The 18,285-nt window shown below is 61.3% G+C and carries 18 protein-coding genes; 8 read left to right on the top strand and 10 right to left on the bottom strand.

What is annotated here, in order from left to right; all coding sequences use genetic code 11:
* Positions 1-227 precede the first annotated feature (227 nt).
* Positions 228-1,193 (bottom strand): DMT family transporter, encoded by a 966-nt coding sequence (locus LG281_RS06315; protein WP_404405461.1) that lies wholly within the window; start codon positions 1,191-1,193, stop codon positions 228-230.
* A 135-nt stretch (positions 1,194-1,328) separates the two neighbouring features.
* Complete coding sequence (ilvD, locus tag LG281_RS06310; RefSeq protein ID WP_404405459.1) at positions 1,329-3,176, bottom strand: dihydroxy-acid dehydratase; 1,848 nt, start codon at positions 3,174-3,176, stop codon at positions 1,329-1,331.
* A 343-nt stretch (positions 3,177-3,519) separates the two neighbouring features.
* Here ilvD and LG281_RS06305 point away from each other — a divergent pair, with 343 nt between their 5' ends.
* Both LG281_RS06305 and LG281_RS06300 read left to right on the top strand, forming a co-directional pair.
* Positions 3,520-4,581: a hypothetical protein gene (locus LG281_RS06305; protein WP_404405457.1), complete on the top strand. Its 1,062-nt coding sequence runs from the start codon at positions 3,520-3,522 to the stop codon at positions 4,579-4,581.
* A 113-nt stretch (positions 4,582-4,694) separates the two neighbouring features.
* Positions 4,695-5,606, top strand: coding sequence for an alpha/beta hydrolase fold domain-containing protein (locus LG281_RS06300; protein ID WP_404405455.1), 912 nt, complete (start codon positions 4,695-4,697; stop codon positions 5,604-5,606).
* Between the two features lie 5 nt (positions 5,607-5,611).
* On the opposite strand, the gene LG281_RS06295 is transcribed toward LG281_RS06300, so the two are convergent.
* From LG281_RS06295 to corA, 4 genes are all read right to left on the bottom strand, one after another.
* Positions 5,612-6,301 carry a DUF1295 domain-containing protein gene (locus tag LG281_RS06295; RefSeq protein WP_404405453.1) on the bottom strand — a complete coding sequence of 230 codons (690 nt, stop codon included), beginning with the start codon at positions 6,299-6,301 and terminating at the stop codon, positions 5,612-5,614.
* Between the two features lie 2 nt (positions 6,302-6,303).
* Positions 6,304-6,849 carry a TetR/AcrR family transcriptional regulator gene (locus tag LG281_RS06290; protein WP_404405451.1) on the bottom strand — a complete coding sequence of 182 codons (546 nt, stop codon included), beginning with the start codon at positions 6,847-6,849 and terminating at the stop codon, positions 6,304-6,306.
* Between the two features lie 713 nt (positions 6,850-7,562).
* Entirely contained in the window at positions 7,563-7,760 is a 198-nt protein-coding gene (locus tag LG281_RS06285) for a dihydrofolate reductase family protein (protein ID WP_404405449.1), read from the bottom strand.
* Between the two features lie 18 nt (positions 7,761-7,778).
* The gene (corA, locus tag LG281_RS06280; RefSeq protein WP_404405447.1) at positions 7,779-8,750 is read right to left on the bottom strand and encodes a magnesium/cobalt transporter CorA; all 972 of its coding nucleotides are present in this window, start codon (positions 8,748-8,750) and stop codon (positions 7,779-7,781) included.
* A gap of 143 nt (positions 8,751-8,893) precedes the next feature.
* Here corA and LG281_RS06275 point away from each other — a divergent pair, with 143 nt between their 5' ends.
* The gene (locus tag LG281_RS06275) at positions 8,894-9,406 is read left to right on the top strand and encodes a DUF1697 domain-containing protein (RefSeq protein ID WP_404405444.1); all 513 of its coding nucleotides are present in this window, start codon (positions 8,894-8,896) and stop codon (positions 9,404-9,406) included.
* A 19-nt stretch (positions 9,407-9,425) separates the two neighbouring features.
* Here the strand turns inward: LG281_RS06275 and LG281_RS06270 are convergent, their stop codons facing one another.
* Entirely contained in the window at positions 9,426-12,332 is a 2,907-nt protein-coding gene (locus tag LG281_RS06270) for an insulinase family protein (protein WP_404405442.1), read from the bottom strand.
* Between the two features lie 146 nt (positions 12,333-12,478).
* On the opposite strand from LG281_RS06270, the gene LG281_RS06265 reads away from it, so the two are divergent.
* The 3 genes from LG281_RS06265 to LG281_RS06255 all read left to right on the top strand — a co-directional run bounded on the left by LG281_RS06265 (position 12,479) and on the right by LG281_RS06255 (position 14,005).
* Positions 12,479-13,117 (top strand): type VI secretion system-associated protein TagO, encoded by a 639-nt coding sequence (locus tag LG281_RS06265; RefSeq protein ID WP_404405440.1) that lies wholly within the window; start codon positions 12,479-12,481, stop codon positions 13,115-13,117.
* Between the two features lie 69 nt (positions 13,118-13,186).
* Positions 13,187-13,570: a VOC family protein gene (locus LG281_RS06260; RefSeq protein WP_404405438.1), complete on the top strand. Its 384-nt coding sequence runs from the start codon at positions 13,187-13,189 to the stop codon at positions 13,568-13,570.
* Positions 13,571-13,651: 81 nt separating this feature from the next.
* Entirely contained in the window at positions 13,652-14,005 is a 354-nt protein-coding gene (locus LG281_RS06255) for a DUF1304 domain-containing protein (protein WP_404405436.1), read from the top strand.
* A 7-nt stretch (positions 14,006-14,012) separates the two neighbouring features.
* Here LG281_RS06255 and LG281_RS06250 read toward each other — a convergent pair whose 3' ends face one another.
* The gene (locus LG281_RS06250) at positions 14,013-14,540 is read right to left on the bottom strand and encodes an NADPH-dependent FMN reductase (protein WP_404405434.1); all 528 of its coding nucleotides are present in this window, start codon (positions 14,538-14,540) and stop codon (positions 14,013-14,015) included.
* A gap of 112 nt (positions 14,541-14,652) precedes the next feature.
* Here LG281_RS06250 and LG281_RS06245 point away from each other — a divergent pair, with 112 nt between their 5' ends.
* Positions 14,653-15,036 carry a VOC family protein gene (locus LG281_RS06245; protein ID WP_404405432.1) on the top strand — a complete coding sequence of 128 codons (384 nt, stop codon included), beginning with the start codon at positions 14,653-14,655 and terminating at the stop codon, positions 15,034-15,036.
* 154 nt (positions 15,037-15,190) lie between these two features.
* Here LG281_RS06245 and ilvA read toward each other — a convergent pair whose 3' ends face one another.
* Together ilvA and LG281_RS06235 are read right to left on the bottom strand one after the other, a co-directional pair.
* A complete protein-coding gene (gene ilvA, locus LG281_RS06240; RefSeq protein WP_404405430.1) occupies positions 15,191-16,708 on the bottom strand; it encodes a threonine ammonia-lyase, biosynthetic in 1,518 nt (505 codons plus the stop codon).
* 60 nt (positions 16,709-16,768) lie between these two features.
* Positions 16,769-17,563 (bottom strand): ion transporter, encoded by a 795-nt coding sequence (locus tag LG281_RS06235; protein WP_404405428.1) that lies wholly within the window; start codon positions 17,561-17,563, stop codon positions 16,769-16,771.
* Positions 17,564-17,706: 143 nt separating this feature from the next.
* Between LG281_RS06235 and LG281_RS06230 the strand changes: the two genes are divergently transcribed.
* Positions 17,707-18,186, top strand: coding sequence for an SRPBCC family protein (locus tag LG281_RS06230; RefSeq protein ID WP_404405426.1), 480 nt, complete (start codon positions 17,707-17,709; stop codon positions 18,184-18,186).
* Positions 18,187-18,285 lie beyond the last annotated feature (99 nt).

Below are 18,285 nucleotides of genomic sequence, written 5' to 3'. Positions count from 1 at the left end.
GTTATGGAAAGGTGCGCGGCCTAGCGGCGGCGGACGCGGGGTAAGGAGGGCGACCTAACGGTGGCGCTCATAACCCAGGGAGGGCATGGGGAAATCCGTCAATGCAACGCCTCCTAGGGTTCGCGTTAAAGGGAAGTGCCTTATAGATGAGACAAATTGTCTCGCCAAGGGTCCGAGGGAAGAAAAATTTTGCGTATTGGCAAGGCGTTGCGGAAAGGTCACACGGGTCAGGCCGGTTGCGGTTTTACCGCTGCTTTCTCCTCGACCGGCAGATCCGCATCCGCTGTCGTGACCGGGCGCACCGTCGCCTTGGCGAGCTTGCGTTCGCGCAGCCAGATGTAAAGCCCGGACCCCACGACGATGGGCGCCCCCACGAACAGCCAGATATCGGGCGGCTGCGCGAAGATAAGCCAACTCGAAAGGCTCATCCAGATGATCTGCGTGTAGCCGAACGGCGCGAGCGTCGAGGCGGGCGCGAACCGGTGCGCGATGATCGCGATCTGGTGCCCCGTCATCGCCGCCAGCCCCACGCCGAAAAACGCCACCCAGGTCCAGAACGCATCGGGCCAAACCCAGTTTGCCGCCGCGAACGGGAGGAGCAGAACGGCGCCGACGAGCCCGCCATAAAGCTGCATGGAGACCGTGGTTTCGGTCTTAGCGAGTTTGCGCGTGAAAATGTAGTAAATGCTCCCCGAGAGGGTGCAGCAGAGCGAGAAGATCACCGCCCAATGGAACTCGGCGCCCCAGGGCTGAACGATGATGAGGATGCCGGTAAACCCCACGACGACAGCCGTCCAGCGCCGCCAGCCGACCTGTTCTCCGAGGAACGGCACCGACAGCGCGGTGATCAGAAGCGGGATGCCGAACATGATGGTCGAGGTGATCGTCAGCGGCAGATAGAGCACGGCGAAAAAGTTGAACGCCGTCATGCCCAAAAGCGCCAGCGCGCGGGCGACCTGCTGCACCGGCCTCTGTGTTCTGAACGCCGAAAGCCCGGCACGGGGCAGGGTGAGGCCAGCCATGAACGCCAGCTGCACCAGATACCGCATGAACGCCGTTTCGAGCGGTGGAATGCCCGAAAGCACGAGCCACTTGGCCGCTGTGTCGCACAGCGTGAAGAAGAAATAGGTGAAAAGCACAATGCCGATGGCGTAAAGCGGGCGCTCCTGCTGCGGCGCGAGTGTGGTCGACATGTGCGGGTCCGGCTGGGGAGGGGACGGGTGAGGGAAGAAGCTAGCGGAGATGGGCGGGCGGGCCAAGTAAAATGTTAGTTGGCGAAGCCCAAGAGAGCCCCGACGGGGTGCCCGCCGGGGCTCTTGGGAATTGCCTCAATCCTCAGGCAGAATCCGAACGGCACCCATATCGGCACTCGACGCGAACGCGGCATAGGCCTTAAGCGCGGTCGTCACCTTGCGCTTGCGCTTTTCCGCCGGCTTCCAGGCGTCCGCGCCCTTGGCCTCCATCGCCGCGCGGCGGCGCGTGAGTTCGGCATCGGAGACCAGCAGATTGATCGTCCGCGCGGGGATATCGATCTCGATTTTGTCGCCCGGCTCGACGAGCCCGATCGCCCCGCCATTGGCGGCCTCTGGCGAAACGTGCCCGATCGAGAGCCCCGAGGTGCCGCCCGAGAAGCGGCCATCGGTGAGCAACGCACAGGCTTTCCCGAGACCCTTGGACTTGAGATAGCTCGTGGGATACAGCATCTCCTGCATCCCCGGTCCGCCCTTGGGGCCTTCATAGCGGATGACGACCACGTCGCCTTCCTTCACCTTGCCGGTCAGAATACCCGAAACCGCAGCGTCCTGGCTCTCATAAACCACCGCCGAGCCGGTGAATTTGAGAATGGACTCGTCCACCCCCGCGGTCTTCACCACGCACCCGTTCTCTGCGATATTGCCCTTGAGGACCGCAAGACCACCATCCTTGGAGAAGGCATGCTCCGCCGAACGGATGACGCCATCCTTGCGGTCGAGATCGAGTTCGGCCCAGCGATTGGCCTGCGAAAACGCTTCCGTGGTCCGCACGCCACCCGGCGCGGCCATGAAGAACTGCCGCACGCTGTCCGAATTGGTCCGCGAGACATCCCATTTGTCGAGCGCATCGCCCAGCGTCGCGCTGTGGACGGTCGGTCGCGTACGGTCCAGAAGCTCCGCCCGGTCGAGCTGGCCGAGAATGCTCATGATGCCGCCGGCTCGATGCACGTCTTCCATATGGACGTCCTGCTTGGCCGGCGCGACCTTGCACAGGACGGGAACTTGCCGCGAAAGCTGGTCGATGTCGTCCATCGTGAAATCCACCCCGCCCTCATAGGCCGCCGCCAGAATATGCAGCACGGTATTGGTCGACCCGCCCATGGCGATATCGAGCGCCATGGCGTTCTTGAACGTCTCCTTGGTGACGATCGAACGCGGCAGAACGCTCTCGTCGTCCTGTTCGTAATAGCGCCGCGCCAGATCGACGATCAGATGCCCGGCTTCGAGGAACAGCCGCTTGCGATCCGCATGGGTGGCGAGCGTCGACCCGTTCCCCGGCAGCGAAAGCCCCAGCGCCTCGGTCAAGCAGTTCATCGAATTGGCCGTGAACATGCCCGAGCACGACCCGCAGGTGGGGCAGGCGGCCTCTTCGATCGCCTGCACTTCCTCGTCGGTGTAGCTGTCGTCGGCGGCCACGACCATCGCATCGACGAGGTCGAGCGCCTGGAGCTTGTCGCGATGGATCACCTTGCCGGCCTCCATCGGTCCGCCCGAAACGAAAACGGCGGGAATGTTCAGGCGCATCGCGGCGTTGAGCATGCCCGGGGTGATCTTGTCGCAGTTCGAAATGCACACCATCGCGTCCGCGCAATGCGCGTTGACCATATATTCGACGCTGTCGGCGATGACCTCGCGGGAGGGCAGCGAATAGAGCATGCCGTCATGGCCCATGGCGATGCCGTCATCGACCGCGATGGTGTTGAATTCCTTGGCCACCCCGCCCGCGCGCTCGATCTCGCGCGCCACCATTTGCCCGAGATCCTTAAGGTGCACATGGCCGGGCACGAATTGGGTGAAGGAGTTGACGACGGCAATGATCGGCTTGCCGAAATCCCCCTCCTTCATCCCGGTGGCGCGCCAAAGGCCACGCGCACCGGCCATGTTGCGGCCGTGAGTGGTGGTGCGGGAGCGATATGCGGGCATCGTTCAAAACCTGTTGCCGAGGGTGAATGGTCGCGGCGCCGGGACGCGGATATCCGCCACATCCTCCTCGAATGTGGCACGGTCCATTGGCGCGTTAGCCCTATACTTAGACCTCGGGCGGGGCGATGTAAAGGGAAACCGTACCGTAACGTACGGTACGGTAAGATTAGAGGTTCCAAGGGACCTTTATGAGCGACGGGGCCCTGCCTTAGGTTGAAGGTAGCTCAATCCCTCCGACTCCCTAGGCCAAACCTGGGATCCGCCGCGGCCTGCAAATCGACGAGAAGTAATTTGGCTCAAGGTAGTAGATTGACCAGCAGCCATTGACGGGGACGAGGACAACGTGCGGTATAATCCGCTTCTTTTGGGGATTCTTAGCGGTTTATCTTTTGGCATGTCTCAAAGCAATCGGATCAGAGACCTTGCGTTTGCCGTGGTATTTATTGCAGTGGCGATGCTGGGGTTACTAGGCACGACGTATTTGCTGCAACAGAGCGAACAAGACGAGCGTAGGGCCGGCGCAGCCGCATGGAACCAGCAGCAGATAACCGCCAATAACATCCAAATCGAATGTCTTCCCCTTGGTCCGAGAGGCGCGCAGCCTTGCATCAACCGGCATCTAGCAGTCGAGCGCGAGCGGCAGTTGCAGGAAGAAGAAACGCAGGCTCAAAAGGACGTGGGTAGAGCCACCGTTTGGCTATGGGGCTTAGCCTCCATTCAAGCTCTTATTGGCATTGGGGGTATCTATTACATAGCGCGTACTCTGGACGAGACCAGGGCGGCCAACGCAACGTCCCTGCATGGCGCAAGGCAGTCGGCTAGGGCTGCCCTTGCCGCTCACGAGACCGCGGATCAAGCCCGACAAGCCAACGAGATCGCCAGAGCGACAAGCTTTAGGGAGATAAGGCCTTGGCTGCATATCCACGCCGACAGTCGACCTTCTCCTAAGTTCTCCGGTAGTGATATGATTACAGACACATATTTTACATTCACCAATATTGGGCGGTCCCCGGCGGTCGAGGTGCGCGCGTCTGGAAAGGCGTATTCGGTCGTTGGCGAAATTGATATAAAGAAAATAGTTCGAAATTTTGTGGAAGATGTGCTTGAGGGCAATTTAGATGTGCCTACTGACGTTCTAGTTGTTCCTGATGGAAGAGATACATTTAATCCTAAAGCGACTATTCCGCTTGAGCAGGCGAGCCGTGCGAATCTGGGGGAGCAGGTCTTCAGATATGGCTGTCTCTTGTTGTGTGGCGTAAGCTATAAGAGCATCTACGATGATCGGACCTTTGTCACTGTTCAGTCTTATCTTGTTCTCGGTGATCGCCGCGAGGATGGGCAGCCGCTAGGTCGGTCACCGACCGGGGTAACGCATGTATTTCCTGGTGGAGCGCTGATGCGCTAGAACCGCTCGGGAGAAAGGATCGAGATCACGGCGAGAGTTGCGGAGCGGTGCCCGCAGGGTTGACGATTGGAGGGCGGTGGGTAATCAACCTTAGCTCAACCAAGGAGCATTCAGTGTCCACCCAAAGCATGCACGAGCAGATACTCAGCGAGCTCGACGTTTGCCTCGAGCGCTTCGAGGCGCGGGCGGAAGGCAGCAAGGTGTGGCGTGAGCTTTATTTCGCGCAGCCGATCGGCGTCCGGGCGCTGACGATGACGCTGATGGTGCCTGCCGGGCCGGGGCCGCATCCGCTCGTCGTCTACATTCACGGCGGCGGCTGGATGGCCGGGCATCAGAACGTGACCAACGACAATCTCGAGAACATGAAGATTGCCGATAACCTGCTTGCTGCCGGGTATGCGGTGGCGCGTCCGGCTTACAGGTTGTCGGGTGAGGCGAAATTCCCCACCCAGCTGCACGATTGCAAAGCGGCGGTGCGCTATTTGCGGCACCACGCCGGTGTGTTCAACATCGATCCCGAGCGGATCGGCGCGATGGGCGAGAGCGCGGGCGGCCTTCTGGCGGTGATGCTTGGTCTCGAAACACCTGCCGAGTTCGAAGGCAAGGTCGGCATCACCGGACCGTCGAGCGCGGTGAAGGCGGTGGTCGACTGGTATGGCGTCATCGATTTTCTTAACCTCGATGCCCAGGCGCTGCCCGATGCGCGCGCCGTCCACGAGCCGGCGGATTCAGCTGCGGGCCGCCTGATCGGCGGCGCCATCTCGGACAATCTCGAATTGGCCCGCCGCGCCTCGCCGATCACCTGGGTCAACGCGCGTTCGGCGCCCTGCCTTATCCAGCATGGCACTTTGGACCGCATCGTGCCTTCGGGGCAGGGCATTGCCCTGTTCGATGCGTTGAAGGCTGCCGGCGTGCCGGCAGAGCTTGAGCTCATCGAAGGCGCCGAACACTGCTTCCGGGGCGTGGATACCTCGGCGATCATGCCGAGCGTCGTCCGGTTCTTCGATGTTTATCTGCGCGTGTAGTCCCCTCACCACACAAACGGCACCAGCCGTTTCGTCCGCCTCGCATACTTTTCGAACGCTGCCCCGTACCGCGCCGCCAGATGCCGGTCGAGCTGGGGCACATTGTAGAAGGCGAAGAACAGCGTCAGGCCCACCGGAATCAACCCGCCCCACGGATTGCCGGCGACCAGTGCATAGCCGGTCACCCAGAGGATATCGCCGAAGAAATTGATGTGCATCGAGAGCCCGAACAGACCACCGGTGTAGAGCTTGCCCTTGTTCTCGGGCTTTTTCTTGAAGGCGTCGCGCTGGATTTCCGAGGCGGTGTTGAGGAACGCGCCGAGAGCGAAAAGCGCAATGCCGAGAGAGGCGGGCCAGCCCAGCGGCGCAGTGTTGGGCAGGGCGATCAGCGCGAAGCCGACATAGTAGACAAAGAACGCGATGGAGATGCTCAACGCTTCTTCCCAGGCCATGTCGCGCTTCATCAGGAAGACCATCATGAACAAAAAACGCAGGAAGGTGATCACCGAGAAGCAGAAGATGACGATGTGGCGTGCCGGAACCGCCGCAGACGGGCTGAAGCCGAAAAGCGCGGCGGCATAGGTCTCCCCAGGGCCAAACAGCAGCCACGCCGAAAGCGCCAAAAGGGCGATCTCGACGAGGTTCGCGGCGATTTTCTGGGGCAGGGCGGAGGCTTTGCGTTGATAGAGATCCATGGTCAGCTTGTCTCCTTGTTCTCGAAAACGGCGGCGAGATAGAGTTCGCCTTCGAACCGCGCGACGATGGCGCGCGCTTCTTGCTCGGCATCGGCGGCTGGGATCCCGCGCTCGGCGCGGATGGTTTCGGCAAGCCGGGTGATGAGGGCATCGTAACGGGCGCGGATCGTTGTCCGGACATCCGGCAGGCGCGACAGGCTCTCGAAAAAGAACGCAAAATAGCGCGCCATGTCCTGGCCCGTGGCCTCTGCCACCTGTTCGGGCAAATGCGCGTAAAGCGCGGCCAGCGCATCCTGGCTGTCCTCCACCGAGCCCGTTACGAGCGCGTCGGGCGCGATCTCGACGAACGGCTTGAGGAAAAAGTCCGCAACGACTTCCCGATAGAGCGCCTCCTTACTCGCGAAATGATGGTAGAAGGCGCCCTTGGACACTCCACATGCTGACAGAAGCTGCGCCATCCCCGTGCCGTCATAGCCATGGGCGAGAAACAGCCCGAAAGCGGTGTGGAGAATGCGGGAGCGTGTGTTTGATTCAGGAGGTGGAGGCATGGTGCGACAAAACAAACCGACTGGTCTGTATGTAGCGTGCTCTGGCGGCGCAGTCAAGATGGGAAGCGCCCGCGAAGCGGGCCTCGAACTACGAGGGCGTGGCACGATGCACGTTGCTCCACCCCTCCCCGCCATTCGGCCATAGGCCTCATGGCCTTCTCCCCTCCAATCGTGCCACTGGCACGATTGGCCCCTTCGGGTCGGCTCGAAGTCCCCGCCAAGGGGAGGGTGCTACTCAGTGCTTGTGGTTGAGCACTGCATCACCACAAGCACTGAGTAGCACCTCCCCCCTTGCGGGGGAGGATGGGAGGGGGCATTCGGCACAAGCCGAAGTTTCCGGCTCAAAACTTATCCCCGCCCCCAAAACCTCGATTACTATACCTCTCACGGACCCGCTTTTGATGGGCGCAGGCGCAACGAACGTTTGGGCGGGACCGGTCCGGGTCCGATGGGAGTCGTCCCAGCGGAGGCCCAAACGTCACCGTGGCCAGCCACAGCGATCCTGTGGTCACCGGGGAAACCTGGCGGGGATTGGCCCCAGCCCGAGCGGACGCCAAGCCAAAAATCCCGGTCGTATGCGGCGAGGCTCGTCTCGCATCTAAAATCAGTATGAGGCGTGTCTCGCCGCATACCGTCCACGTTGTTTGACATCCGGGACCCGAGGGCCGCCGGACGCATAAGCATGCTCTCGCAAACGACCGCCGGTTGGCCGTTCAGCCAACATGTTCCGCACGCGGCTCCGGCACGTATCGCGCGAGGATGCCGCCGGTTTCGAGGGGCCTGGCTTCGGTCAGCTTCAGGGGCGTCACCGTGCTGGTTCTGAACAGCGGGGTACCCTTACCCAGCAGAATCGGTGCGATGCAAACCCGGTACTCATCGACCAGCCCGAGGTCGAGAAGCTGGTTGACCAAATCCGCGCTGCCGCGAAATCAAAGCCAGCCGCGGCGCTTGAAGTAAAAGAACGTGCCGCCCGCCGACGCCACCATCAACCCTATCGCCAGAGGGTAGCCGAAGGCCCAGTGGAGCTCGGGCATGATGGCGAAATTCATCCCGTAAATCGACGCGATGAGCGTGGGTGGCAGGAAGATGACGGCGGCCACCGAGAAGATTTTGATGATGCCGTTCTGCTCGATGTTGATCATCCCCAGCGTCGCATCGAGCAGAAAGGTGATTTTCTGGGAGAGGAAGTTGGCATGGTCGGCAAGCGAGCGGATGTCGCGCCCGAGCGTCTTGACCCGGTCGCGGATATCCCGGTTTGAGGCACGCTGAAGCGTTACATGACCGAGATAGCCGGAAAGCCGTTCGAGCGTGACGAGGCTATCGCGGATTTTCGAGTTGAGGTCGCCCTTGCGCCCGAGCGCCTTGAGGGTCGCGTTGAAGTCGGCCTTGGGGGCTTTCCTGTTGTCCGGGCGCTGGAAAATGTCATGCGAGAGCGTATCGATGTCCCCGCCGGCACGTTCGAGGACGTCGGCAAGCCGGTCGACGATGGTTTCCAAAAGCCCGATCAGCACCGTTTCGCTGTCAGTACATCCGACATCCGCGCGCTGGGTGCGCGTCGCGAAGGTCCGGAAGGCTTGTGGGTCGTGATAACGGATGGTGATGAGATGGTCGCCCGACAAAACGAAGGTGATCGGCGCCATTTCGGTATCGTCAGCATCGGTATAGGCGGGCAGGATCGCGGTCATGAAATAGGTGCCGTCTTCCGCGTAAAGCCGGGACGAGACCTCGATCTCCTCCATATCTGCGCGCGTGGGCACTGAAAGCCCCAGCCCATCTTCAACCGCGCGCTCTTCCTCGCGGGTCGGCGAGAGCAGGTCCAGCCAGATCGCATCGGCGAAATCCTCCGGTGCGCCGTCGTGGGGCTCGAGGTGGCCGGAAACGGAGCTGTAGGCTTTGAGCATGGCGGAACCCTTCTTAGCGATGCCGGTCTCCATTTGCGTACTGCGCCAGGCCGGCAAGCACAAGACACAGCCTCCGCTTCACAAGGCTGGTCCGTGATGCAACACTCGAGGCCAAACCAGTTTCACGGGCAACGGAGATCGCAGTGACCGTATTCGTCGCACTTTTGAGGGCCGTCAATGTCGGCGGCACGGGCAAACTGCCCATGGAAACGTTGCGTGCCATGTGCGCCGAACTGGGCTTTGAGAATGTGGAGACTTACATCGCGAGCGGCAATGTCGTACTGCGGAGCGACAGGAGTGCGGATGAGGTCAAGACGGCGCTCGAAGACAGGCTCGCAGAATACGCGGGAAAGCCCGTCGGCGTGATGATCCGCACCGCCGAAGAGATTGCGCAGATCCTCAAGGACAATCCGTTCCCCGATGCGCCGGGCAACAGGGTAACGGCGACCTTCCTCGACGTTCCGCCGCCCGCGGATGCACTCGACGCCATGCAGGGGCACGCCGACGAGGAAGCCGTGGCGGGAAGACGAGAAATCTACATCCACTATCCCTCGGGCATGGGCAATTCGAAACTCACGATCAAAGCCGCCAAAGCCGGAACAGCGCGTAACCTGAACACCGTCGCCAAGCTCGCGGAGATGGCCAAGGACGCCTAAAGCGTTTCCAGGAAAAGCTCTAAAGCACCTTGGTCACCTCGAGGAACCCGTTGCGCTCGGCATTGGCCTTGTTGATCGCGCTTTCCGAGCCGATGGCGACGATATGGCCGTTCCGCGCCACCTCTTCGAGCAGGTCGGCCGCCTCGCGGAAGTCAGCCTTGCTGGTCGCGAGCACCTGATCGCGCCGCTTCTGGCGGTAAGCGTCCGTCGCGCCGGTCAGCTCACGCACGAGCGCGGTGAAGCCCTTGGCGTCGGGGAGCTGGTAGGCGTCGAGATCGCCGATGGTGCCGATGATCGAGCGGGTGAGATCGGCGTCGGAAATCTCCTCGCGGAGTTTTTCCGGCGTCTTGTCGTAGACGTCGAGCGTGGCGGTGAGGTTCGGGTCGCGGTAGGAGCCGAAGGCGTAGATGCCGGCGGTCGGGTCGAAGCGGGCAAACCCGCCATAAGCGCCGCCCTCGACGCGGATCTTGTCCCAAAGATAGGTCGTGCCGAGATATTTGGTCACGACCGAAAGCGCACTGGACGGTTCATGGCCGAGCTTTCTGAGGTCGACGCCTTTGGCGACGTAGTTGACCTGCGCGGGGATCGTGAGTCCCTCGTTTTTCGGCGCCGGCAAATCGCCCCAATCGGCGAGGACGGCGGGATGCGTGGGGAGGCCAGCGAGGAAGGTTTCGAGCCGGGGCTGGAACACGGTCCAGGTTTCGGCGTCCGCCGTGACGTTCGCAATCGCAGTGGTGGCGTTGACGACATGCTCGCGGATCGCGGTCAGAGCCCTTTCGACGCTCTCCCAGTCGTTCTCGACCCGCTGTGCGAGATCGCGCAAGAAGAAGAGCTGTGAAATTCCGCCGCATTGCTCGGACAGCCAATCGGCTTCGGTCATAGCAGACCGGAGCCGGGAAAAGGCCATCATGTGCCCGGACGGTACGAGACCGGCTTCCAGCCGTGCCTTGTCCTGCGCCACAAGCTGGCGGATACGGTCGCGGTTGTCGAGCCGGGCGTCGGTAAGGATGTCGTGGGTGATCGCGAGCAACTCGTCGGATTTGTCCGCCATCGATTTGCCACGCACGATCAGCATCGCTGCCGAGCCGGCGCCATCGACCAGAGACGACGCGAACCGCTGAACGCCGATACCACCAGTTGACCGCCCGATGCGTTGGGATAGCGCGACATAATCGGCGGTACTCGTGCCTGTCTGGGTTAAAGCGCGCGAGAAGATCGGCAGATAGGGGATCAACTCGCACGGGAGGGTTTTGAGGTCGAACCCGAGGTCGAAATAGACGATGCCGTTGGTCGGCAGGTCGTGATAGAGCGTGCGAACCTTCGCGAGCGAAAGTTCCTCCGTCGGGACGGTCTTGATCTCGCGGTCGAGATCGTCGAGCGTGAGCGTCGGGATTTTGGCGAGATTTTCAGGCTTGTCCGGCGCGTTCTGGAGCGCCTTGAGCTTTTGCGTGGTCGCAACGACCCCGGCGATATCCTCCTCGCTGAACCCAGCGCGGATGGCATCGAGCCTCGCCCGTTCGGCGGCTTCCTCGCGTGCGGCCTGTTCCCTATCGGCCTTGAGGACGAGCGTCACGCGGTGGGCGTTATCGAGCAGGAGGGAGCGGATGCGGTCTTCGAGAATTGGTTTGCCAGCCGCAAGCTCGGCCTTGAGCGTTGCAAGCGCGTCTTCGTATTTGAGCGCTTCGAGAGGGTCCTTGCCATAGAGCCAATCACCCAACGCGGCGAAGAAATACATGATGCCGCGCGGATACCCGCCGGTATTCTTCTCGCGCAGTGAGAATTCGATGGTGTTGACCGTGGATTCGACGGTTGCCTTGTCGATCCCGTGCTCGGCCAGAGACGCGAGCGTGTCGAGGATCAACGTCTCGATCTGCTCTGCCGTGTCGGCGTCCGCGTTGCGCAATCCGGCATTGAACCACGGCTCGCGATAGTGCCCGTTGAGCCCGCCGATGACGCTTTCCCCAAGCCCGGACTCGGTGAGCGCCTTATAGAGTGGGGCTGCCGAATTGCCCAAGAGCGCGTGGGCGAGAACCGAGCGGCGCAGCGCTTCGACGTGGTCGTGGGTTTCCGCAATCAGCCAATTGAGCGTGACGAAGGCGGAACGCTTGTTCTCCTCGTCCGCCGGATAGGTACGGACCTCGTAGCGCGGTTCGTCGAACTTCCGCTGGATAGGCACGACCGGCGCGCGCTCGGCTTTCTCAAAGCGCGAGAGGTATTTTTCGAGGATCTCGAGGCGCTGATCGGGATCGTCGTCGCCATAGAAGACGATCTGGGCGTTGGACGGGTGGTAGTAGCGCTTGTGGAAGGCCGCGAACTGCTCATAGGTCAGTTCAGGCATTACCTTGGGGTCGCCGCCGGAGGAAAATCCGTATGTGTTGTCGGGGAAAAGTGCGTTCTGCGCATAGGTGCGCTGGACCTGATCGGGCGAGGAATAACCACCCTTCATCTCGTTGAACACCACACCCTTATAGATGAGCGGAGCATCGGCGCTTTCGAGTTCGTAATGCCAGCCCTCCTGCTCGAAGGTCTCGCGGGTGAGGAGCGGGAAGAGGACTGCGTCGAGGTAGACTTCCGTGAGGTTGTGGAAGTCCGCAAGGTTCTGACTCGCCACCGGATAGACCGTTTTGTCGGGGAAGGTCATGGCGTTGAGGAATGTGTGGAGCGAGCCCTTGAGCATCTCGACGAAGGGTTTTTTGACCGGGAACTGTTCCGATCCGCATAGGACCGAATGTTCGAGGATGTGTGCTATACCCGTGGAGTCCTCCGGCGGCGTGGCGAAGGCAATGCCGAAGACCTTGTTCTCGTCGTCGTTGATGAGCGAGAGCACTTCCGCGCCGGTTTTCTTGTGCCTGTAGTAACGCGCGAGCGCGTTCACCTCGTCGATCTGTTCTTCCCGGATCAACTCGAAGGCTTCAGCAGCGCTCATAGGGGGCTCCTCTTGGATTGGCGTCGAAGGTGACATGTAGGGCGGCCTGTGGCGCATGCCAAGGCCACTTTCATGTTACCCGCTATGGACTTGCCGGGCGGGGCGCCCCAGATTAGCCATAAGGACAACAGTTGGGGAGACGCGGAATGCGCCGGGCGATTCTAGCTGCAGCAACGGTGATGATAGCGCTTTTCCATGCTTCGCCTGGTGTGGGCCAGCAATTCAATCCGGAGCAATGTGCGGCCATCGGACCGGCAAGCGAGCGGCTTGACTGCTACGATTCGATTTTCCGGTCGGGTCGCTTCAGCGGCGGCAATGAGGAAGGAAATCCCGAAATGGGGTTGTGGGCATCAGGTGTCGAAGTGTCCCAGATCGAGGGCACCGAGAGACCGTTCGCCTCGCTCGAATCCGAGCAACTGATCCCCGCCCAACCCCGCGGACGGGCGCCGGCGCGGCTGACCATCCTGTGCCAGGACGAGCAGCCGGTCGTGCAATTCAGTTTTGCCGGGCAATTCATGGGCACCGAGACATCGCGCTCGGGATTGATTACAATCCAGTTCGACCGCCAGCCGCCGCGATCGCAATCGCTCGACCTCTCGGGGGATCGCACCGCGCTGGGGTTCTTTTCGGAGGATGACGCGCGTGCGTTTATCGACCGTCTGCTCGTCACCAACCGGCTGATTGTCCGCGCGCAGCCTCAGGGTGAGCGCTCGGTGACGGTGAGTTTTCAGATCGAGGGGATTGAACAGGCGCTCCAACCGGTGCGGGAGGCCTGTGGCTGGTAGGGACTCGCTCTTTGCCCTGAACCGTTCGCTGCGAAGTCACTCTTTTTTGACCGATAAAGGAGGACGATCATGAGCGGACTAAAAGATAAGAATTCCTCGGCGATGCTCGCGGTGAGCGACATGGAACGAGCGAAAAAGTTCTATGGCGAAACTCTGGGGCTCGAAGCCGAGAGCCAGGGGATGGGCGATGCCGTGATCTACAAGACCGGTCTGACGAAGCTGGAGCTCTATCCTTCGGAATTCGCCGGCACCAACAAGGCCAACGCGATGTCGTTCGACTGCGGCGCGGATATTCGGGCCATTGTCGATGACCTGCGCGCCAAAGGCGTCACCTTCGAAAAGTACGACTTCGAAGGGGTTACGTTCAAGGATGGCGTGCACACGTGGGATGACATGCTGTTGGCCTGGTTCAAGGACCCGGACGGCAACATCATCTTGTTGCACAATAGCTGATCGGCCGCCTTGCAGCTTGCTCGATGCGGATCGGCATGCTCAAAGCTGAGTAGGGAATCGATTTGCAAAGAGGGTGATCTCATGCTGGCCAGTATCGCGATCGGCGTCGTGGCGCTGTTGCACGCGTTTTTCGTGTATCTTGAGATGTTCGCGTGGGATCAGCCGCAGGGCCGCAAGGCGTTCGGAACGACCGAGGAGTTCGCCAAGGCGTCCAAGACGCTCGCTGCCAACCAGGGGCTCTATAACGGCTTTCTGGTGGCCGGGCTGGTCTGGGGATTGTGGCTGGGCGACGGTGGCTTTGCGATCAAGGTGTTCTTTCTTGGCTGCGTGATTGTCGCCGGTGTTTTTGGCGCGGCTACTGTGAGCCGGAAAATCCTCTATGTTCAGGCAGCGCCGGCCCTCGTTGCGCTGGCGCTGTTGCTCGCGGGGTGGTGAGGCACACCTAACCCCGGCAATATTCGGCGAAAGCCTGCAGGTATTGCTGGACTCTGGCCCGGTTCTCCGGCTCTGCCAGCGTGCGTGCGATTTCGTCTGGTGACATCTTCATGAGGTGGAGCCGCAGGAATAGCTCCTCGTTGAACCGGTAGCTCACGGTCGATAGGACCACGCGAAGGTTGGCGAGCATGTCGTCGCCCCGGTGTGAGGCATGCAGGAGCGCGATCGGCTTTGCGATGATGAGGTCGCCGGAAACGAGCCAGTCGATTGCATTTTTGAGGCCGCCGGGAATGGCGCGCACGTATTCCGGGCTGGAGATGATCACCCCGTCGCTTGCGGCAATAGCATCCATGAACATCTGCACGGGAGCGGGCAGAACCGCCCCTTCGAGATCCGGTGAAAAGACCGGCAAGCTCGCAATGCCGTCGAAAACGACAACCTCTACGCCGGGAGGCGCAGCCTGCCGAACGGAGTGTAGCAACGCGGTGTTGGTAGAATCGCGCCGGGCGCTGCCGGAGATAGCCAAGAATCGCATGGCACGAGTTGGCGCGGTTCGGGCGCGATAGTCAACTGGTCCGGCTGAACTGTCGGAACGCAACCCTGCCGCTCGTCCTTGGTGGGTTAACAACCGCAAAGAGGAGGCCGCCATGGGTGGGCTGAACACCAAATCGTCATCGGCGATGCTCGCGACAAGCGATATCGATCGGGCACGCGCGTTTTATTCCCAAACCCTTGGACTCGAGCTGGTCGAAGAGGGTATGGGCGGCGTTATGGTCTATAAGACCGGTGATACCCGTCTGCTCGTTTACGGGTCCGAGTTCGCCGGAACCAATAAAGCGAACGCTGTCGTGTTCGATTGCGGTGACGATATCGAGGCTATCGTCGAGGACCTGCGCGCCAAGGGCGTAACCTTCGAACAGTACGACTTCGAGGGTGTCACCTTCGAGAACGGCATTCACAAGGCCGGTGATTTCCGGATGGTCTGGTTCAAGGATCCGGACGGGAACATTATTCACCTCAATAGCGCCTAAGGGCTTGTCCAGAAATAACTGCGCCATCTTGCTTGGTCTTTTCGTCCCTGGCGGCGTCGCGAGAGCCGGAAATATCTCGATATTCCCGGCTGATCGCTCCTGGCCAGGACCGAAAATCCCGGCGCAATCCGGCGCAGTTATTTCTGGCCAAGCCCTAATCGCTGGCGGCAAGGAACATCCGGTAGGCCGGATTGTCGCTTTCGTCCCAATGGGGATAGCCGAGTTCATCGAGATAGGCTTCGAACATCGCCCGCTCGTGTGGCGGCACCTGGATGCCGGCGAGGACGCGGCCATAGTCCGAGCCGTGGTTGCGGTAATGGAAGAGCGAGATGTTCCAATCCGACCGCAAGCCTTCGAGGAAGCGCAGCAAGGCGCCTGGACGTTCGGGGAATTCGAAGCGGTAGAGAAGCTCGTTTTCCAATCCCTCGACGCGGCCGCCGACCATATAGCGGATGTGGAGCTTGGCCACTTCGTTATCGGTGAGGTCGAGGACGTGATGGCCATGCGCCTCGAGCTCGGTGATGATCGCGCGAGTTTCGGCGTCGCCACCCGAGAGCTTGACGCCGACGAAGATCTGCGCGTTCGCGCCCGGGGCGAAGCGGTAGTTGAACTCGGTGATGGCGCGGGCGCCCATAAGCTGGATGAAGGCGCGGTAGGCGCCGGGCTTTTCGGGGATCGTGACGGCAAGGATGGCTTCGGCGCGCTCGCCGATTTCCGCGCGTTCGGCGACGTGGCGTAGCCGGTCGAAATTGATGTTGGCACCCGAATGGATCGCGATCGCCGCTCCCGGATCGGTGAGCCTGCCCGCGTGTTTGCGCAGCCCGGCGAGCGATACCGCGCCGGCAGGTTCGGCGATGGCGCGGGTGTGGTCGAAGATGTCCTTAATCGCAGCGCAGATCTCGTCGGTGGAGACCGTGACGATATCATCGAGATATTGCTGGCAGAGCCTGAAGGTTTCCTCGCCCGCCTGTTTGACCGCAACGCCATCGGCGAAGATGCCGACTTCGTTGAGCGGGATGGGCCGGCCTGCTGCGATTGCAGCTTTCATCGAGGCGGCATCGTTGGGTTCGACGCCGATAACCCTGATGCCGGGGCGCAGGAATTTCGTGAAGGCCGCAACCCCCGCAGCCAGTCCGCCGCCGATGGGAACGTAGATGGCCGCGATGTCGGATGGGTGCTGACGCAGGATTTCCACCCCTATAGTGCCCTGGCCAGCGATGACATCGGGGTCGTCGTAGGGGTGGACGAAAACGAGGTTTTCGTCTTCGCACAGCTTGAGCGCGTGGAGCCGCGCATCATCGAAGGCATCGCCATGGATGACAACCTCGCCACCCAGCCGCTTGACGGCCTCGACTTTGATCGAGGGTGTCGTGGTGGGCATGACGATGACCGAACGCACGCCCATCCGGGTCGCCGAATAGGCGACGCCTTGCGCGTGGTTGCCCGCCGATGCACAAATGACGCCGCGGGCCCTTTCGTCCGCTGAAAGGCTGGCGAGCTTGTTGTAGGCGCCGCGCAGCTTGAACGAGAAGACCGGTTGGAGATCCTCGCGCTTCAAGTAAATCGCGCGTCCCAAGCGGTCCGAGAGCGGCCCCATTCTTTCGAGCGGGGTTTCAACGGCAGCGTCGTAGACCGAGGAGGTCAGGATGCGGCGGATATAGTCGTCTTGCATGGTCTATGGTCCGGTTGATGGCCGGACCATAGACCTCTGGCTTGGCGATGCAACCGTCCGCTAGCCGGCGCGCCGCTCACCCCTCATCTCGGCGACCTCGGCGCGGAGGGCTCGGACCTCGTCGAGCAGGATGGCGGTCTCCGAGAGCATCTTGGCGCGCGAGTCGTCGGCTGCCGAGTCGTGCTCCTCCTGCATGGCCGATACGATGACACCGATGAAGAGATTGAGGACCGCGAAGGCGGTGCAGACGATGAAGGGCACGAAGAAGGCCCAGGCGTAGGGGTGGACCTCCATCACCGGCCGCACGATGCCCATCGACCAGCTTTCGAGCGTCATGATCTGGAAGAGCGAATAGAGCGATGCGCCGATCGAGCCGAACCATTGGGGGAAGCTCTCGCCGTAGAGCTTGGTGGCCATGACGGCGAAGACGTAGAAGACCAGGGCCAACAGGACGATGATCGAGGCGAGGCCGGGCAGGGCCGCGATGAGGCCGCCGATGACCTTGCGCAGCGATGGCACCACCGAGATGAGTCGCAGCACCCGCAAAATGCGTAGCGCGCGCAGGACCGAGAAGGCGCCGGTCGAGGGCAAAAGCGCGATGGCGACGATGACAAAATCGAAGACGGACCAAGGGTCGCGGAAAAAGCGCAGGCGATGGGCATAGAGCCGCACCGCGATTTCGACGACGAAGATGCCCAAAATCAGCGTATCGAGCGCCATGAGGAAGCCGCCGAAACGCGCCATCATTTCGGGCACGGTCTCGAGCCCCAGCGTGACCGCGTTGATAACGATGACAGTGACGATGAATTGCTCCCAGCGTCGGGAGGCTACGATGGCTATGAGTCTGTCGCGCATGGGGTCCGATCGGGCATGTGTCACATTGGCGAAGAAGGGAAAGCTCAACGCGGTGCGGCGGTCAAGATGGGTCTTTACATTTCCAAGTTTTTATATAACACTTTGGATATTTAAGGCGGTACAGTACACGGAAGGAGCCGATCATGCCCAAACCAGTGGATGTCACTCTCCCCAACGACACAGAGATCGTGGTCAAGCGCAGTTTTGACGCGCCGGCCGAGATGGTGTTCGACTTTTACACAAAGCCCGAGCTCGTCCGGCAGTGGATGCTGGGGCCCGATGGGTGGTCGATGCCGGTGTGCGAGATCGATCTTCGGGTTGGCGGCGGTTATCGCTATGTCTGGCGTGCCGATGACGACTCGCACGAATTCGGCGCCACCGGGGAATATCACGAGATCGAGGCCCCGACCCGCATCGTCAATACCGAACGCATGGACGGGTTCGACGGCAAAAGCCTGTGTACGCTGACGCTCGAAGAAGCCGGCGGCAAGACGCTGATGATCTCTTCGATGGTGTTCGACAGCCGCGAAGCGCGCGACGGCGCGGTGGCGACCGGGATGACCGACGGTATGGCGCAGAGCTTCGACCGGATGGAAGAGGCCATGCAGGCCCAGGCGGCTTGAACGATCCTCACAACGCCCGGAAGCCGGGCGTTGCACGCTTTCCTCCGCGAAAAAAATCCAAAACTTATCCCCGCGTCACGCGGTTCGGTTAGTGTTGTG

The sequence above is a fragment of the Pelagibacterium halotolerans genome (genome assembly GCF_044811015.1).
Lineage (GTDB): Bacteria > Pseudomonadota > Alphaproteobacteria > Rhizobiales > Devosiaceae > Pelagibacterium > Pelagibacterium halotolerans_A.
Note: the sequence above shows the minus strand (reverse complement) of the source record. Positions and strands in the feature narration are given on the sequence as shown.

Coding starts and splice junctions, on each gene's coding strand:
- LG281_RS06270 (WP_404405442.1), bottom strand. CDS start 12,332: ATGAGCGCTGCTGAAGCCTTCGAGTTGATCCGGGAAGAACAGATCGAC.
- LG281_RS06255 (WP_404405436.1), top strand. CDS start 13,652: ATGCTGGCCAGTATCGCGATCGGCGTCGTGGCGCTGTTGCACGCGTTT.
- LG281_RS06290 (WP_404405451.1), bottom strand. CDS start 6,849: ATGCCTCCACCTCCTGAATCAAACACACGCTCCCGCATTCTCCACACC.
- ilvD (WP_404405459.1), bottom strand. CDS start 3,176: ATGCCCGCATATCGCTCCCGCACCACCACTCACGGCCGCAACATGGCC.
- ilvA (WP_404405430.1), bottom strand. CDS start 16,708: ATGCAAGACGACTATATCCGCCGCATCCTGACCTCCTCGGTCTACGAC.
- corA (WP_404405447.1), bottom strand. CDS start 8,750: ATGCTCAAAGCCTACAGCTCCGTTTCCGGCCACCTCGAGCCCCACGAC.
- LG281_RS06235 (WP_404405428.1), bottom strand. CDS start 17,563: ATGCGCGACAGACTCATAGCCATCGTAGCCTCCCGACGCTGGGAGCAA.
- LG281_RS06260 (WP_404405438.1), top strand. CDS start 13,187: ATGAGCGGACTAAAAGATAAGAATTCCTCGGCGATGCTCGCGGTGAGC.
- LG281_RS06230 (WP_404405426.1), top strand. CDS start 17,707: ATGCCCAAACCAGTGGATGTCACTCTCCCCAACGACACAGAGATCGTG.
- LG281_RS06315 (WP_404405461.1), bottom strand. CDS start 1,193: ATGTCGACCACACTCGCGCCGCAGCAGGAGCGCCCGCTTTACGCCATC.
- LG281_RS06245 (WP_404405432.1), top strand. CDS start 14,653: ATGGGTGGGCTGAACACCAAATCGTCATCGGCGATGCTCGCGACAAGC.
- LG281_RS06250 (WP_404405434.1), bottom strand. CDS start 14,540: ATGCGATTCTTGGCTATCTCCGGCAGCGCCCGGCGCGATTCTACCAAC.
- LG281_RS06265 (WP_404405440.1), top strand. CDS start 12,479: ATGCGCCGGGCGATTCTAGCTGCAGCAACGGTGATGATAGCGCTTTTC.
- LG281_RS06295 (WP_404405453.1), bottom strand. CDS start 6,301: ATGGATCTCTATCAACGCAAAGCCTCCGCCCTGCCCCAGAAAATCGCC.